This window comes from Methanosarcina sp. 2.H.T.1A.6 (genome assembly GCF_000979455.1).
Taxonomy (GTDB): domain Archaea; phylum Halobacteriota; class Methanosarcinia; order Methanosarcinales; family Methanosarcinaceae; genus Methanosarcina.
The window spans coordinates 502-4,030 of sequence record NZ_JJOY01000029.1; the positions used below are offsets into that span (position 1 = coordinate 502).

2 protein-coding genes are annotated in these 3,529 nt (G+C 42.4%); both read left to right on the forward strand.

What is annotated here, in order from left to right:
• Positions 1-1,421: DUF3344 domain-containing protein (locus tag EO98_RS07735; RefSeq protein WP_156161064.1), on the forward strand; the 1,421-nt coding region annotated here is incomplete at its 5' end.
• 749 nt (positions 1,422-2,170) lie between these two features.
• A partial coding sequence (locus tag EO98_RS17830; protein WP_156161065.1) for a PQQ-binding-like beta-propeller repeat protein occupies positions 2,171-3,529 on the forward strand: 1,359 nt, incomplete at its 3' end.

Here is a 3,529-nt window from a genome sequence, read left to right on the forward strand (position 1 = left end):
AAGGTGGAACCGGTCCTGTCTGGTTAAGCGACCACATGAACAGGGTTACAAGCGACTATTTGATGTGGTATGATCTGACCGATGCAATTAGTGGGCAAACCGTGAACGTGCAGGCCACAACTTCAAAGATAGATTCGTCATTTGATGGCAGGGTCAAGGCTATGACGCTTGTTGTTGCATACGATGATGGCGATTCCGATAAGGTTTATTACTGGGTCAACCAGGGCCATGATACGGTTAATCCTCTGGACGACACTTATACCGGTTCGACCGTATTTGGAACCTCTTCGCTTGCAAACGGCTGGAGTTCTGCAAACCTTACTGCAATCTACCTTGCAAGTGTGGATGGAACATATACGTTCAACGAAAAGGCGCTTGTTTCCGGTGTTAAATCCGGGCCTTACTTTGGGTTCAATTCGTGGGATATAAGCAGCTTCCTTACTCCGGGACAGGACAGCTCACTTGCGTATAACAAGCAGGGAAGTAACTACTATAAGATCCCGCTTGTCCTCATGAGCGTAAGGTGTCCGTCAGCTTCACCAACGTTACCTGATGCTGCTTTTACGGCTGATGTGACGAACGGTACTGCTCCTCTTATAGTTAATTTCACCGATCAGTCCACAGGTTCTCCTACCTCATGGCTCTGGGACTTCGATAACGATGGAACCGCTGACAGCACGGAACAGAACCCCTCTCACACCTACGAAAAAGCCGGAAACTACACTGTCAGCCTTACGGTTTCCAATGCCGGGGGAAGTGATAGTGAAGTCAAAAAGGATTACATCGTTGTCTCAACTCAGGAAATTCCTGACACGACAAAACCTGTGATTGAGTCAGTTGTTCTATTCCCTGCCAACACAACCGCAGGTGCCACTATTAATTTCAGTGTAAATGCAACTGACAATGTGGAAGTAACTGAAGTTACAGCAGGAGAAGTCCAGCTCACAAAAACAGATGGAATCTGGAAGGGAAGCATAACTGCTCCTTCTGCGCTTGGGGACTATTCTCTATCGATTAATGCAACCGACGCTGCCGGAAACGCTGCCAATACTTCAGTTCCTTACCGTGTTGTTCAGCTTTCAGGTGGTGCCAACATTGCTGTTTCTCCAAGAGCAAGCAGTGTTACAGCAGGAAATAACGTTTCTCTAACTATTAAAGTGAAAAACACCCAGAACATCGATGACACCTTTATAGTTAAAATCAGTGTCAGTGAACTTCCTGCTTCATATCAGGCAGACCTTTCCGGGTTTGACTGGACTGAAAAATCTGTAACTCTTAAAGCAGGAGAGGAAGTTTTGATTCCGGTGAAAGTTACTGTTCCTGAAGGGACTGCTGCTGGGCGCAAGCTTTTCAGGGCAAACGTGAAATCGGAAACATCTTCAATTACAGGATTTGATACCGGATATCTGGTAATAGCCTGAAAAATGTGATCCGGTAAATTGAAATGTTTGTTCCCATGAATGATTTCATGGGAATTTTTTGATTTTTGATTTTTTTTGTATTTAAGAGTCTGAACATATGTAAAAACTTTGGCATCAGACTCACTCAATTTTTTGGATTTTGTGTATAGTTGCCATTTTTGTAATTACTCAACTATCCAGCAGTCAACATAATGAGGAGCCAGAATTTATGTTAATTATTATGTTTGGGCAAATATTAAAGAATTAATTATTACGTATTTTTATATTCGTGGCATTTATCGCCCATATAAATGCATTATATTCATATTTTTTAGATCAATTTAAATATCAACTATTTTATCAATCACTTTTGAAGTAATTAATTTCAGAGAATTGATTCAGGTCAAGAAACTTGGTTTCTATTAGGATCCAATCTCCAATGTTGTAAAAAGGTTGCAGGTTTGAGGAAAGTTCTCAATGCTTTGAACAGTTCTGCTCTTTACTTCCGAAGAGTCCTATATTTTACAGAGCAATTTTACTTCAATAACGTGGCCTGGTCTGAAAAACACAATCCAAATGCAGTTCCAAGTTTTTGAACAGATACTTTGACTGTTTTATATTTTTATTATGGGACTTTTCCTTCAAAATCTGAAGAGGTACAAAATAATTATGAGAAGTATAAGCCCCATAAAAATTCCCCGGTCCTTTTAAACAGGGCGCTAATCGTGGGAGTTTCGGGTGAAAATATCGGAACGTAGGTGAATGGAAAGATGAAACGACTATTTCTGATTCTCTGTATCGCTGCACTGATGTGCATGACTTCGTTAGCGTCCGCAGCAGTTGCAGATTCAACAGTTGCTGACTTCACTGCTAACACCACCAGCGGCACTGCACCATTAACTGTACAATTCACCGACACATCGGCCAATGCAACCGGCTGGGCATGGGACTTCGATAACGACGGTACGGTGGATAGCACCGAACAGAATCCGGTGCATATCTATAAAGAAGCTGGCACCTATTCGGCCAACCTCACTGTTACAAACGCTGTCAGTAGCGATTCTACCGTGAAGACTGATTATGTCACCGTTGAAGGAACAGGAACCTTTGGACTCGCAGACACGCCCTGGCCTACATTCCAGAGAGATTTCAACAACACAGGTCGGTCACCTTATAAAGGACCACAAACTAACAACAAAATATGGTCCTATACCACCGGGAAATACGTTTACAATTCACCAGTAATCGGGATAGATGGAACCATATACATCGGAAGCATTGACAAAAAAATATATGCTTTGAACCGTGACGGTACCCTTAAATGGACCTACGCCACTAAAAGTGAGATTCTCAATGGTGCACCAACAATAGGATCAGATGGAACCATATACATCACAAGCTCTGATGGTAACCTCTATGCTTTGAACTCTGATGGCACTCTCAAATGGTCCTACTCTACAAGAAACATATACGGATCACCTGCAATTGGAAAAGATGGAACTATATATGTCGGAAGTTACAACTGTAATCTCTATGCTTTGAACTCTGATGGTACTCTCAAATGGACATACAAAACCGATTCCAGCATTTACAATTCTCCAGCAATCGGGACAGACGGTACCATATATTTTGGAAGCTACAATACAAATCTCTATGCCTTGAACCCTGACGGAAAACTCAAATGGTCCTACAACATCGGAGGTACTGGCAGCAATTCACCAACAATTGGGGCAGATGGGACCATATACATCGGAAGCAATGACAAAAAAGTATATGCTTTGAACCCTGATGGAACCCTTAAATGGACATACACTACCGGAAGAAGTATTGTCAGTTCCCCTGCGGTTGGATCCGACGGAACTATCTACGTCGGAAGCAACGACAAGAAAGTATATGCTTTGAACCCTGATGGAACCCTCAAGTGGTCATACACTACCAGAAATTGTATTATTAGTTCTCCTGCGATCGGATCCGATGGAACCATCTATATTGGAAGCGGTGACAAAAAAGTATATGCTTTGAACCCTGATGGAACCCTTAAATGGTCCTATACCACTGGAAATGTCATTCAGAGTTCGCCAGCGATCGGATCTGACGGAACTCTCTACATCGGAAGTAACGACTATAAA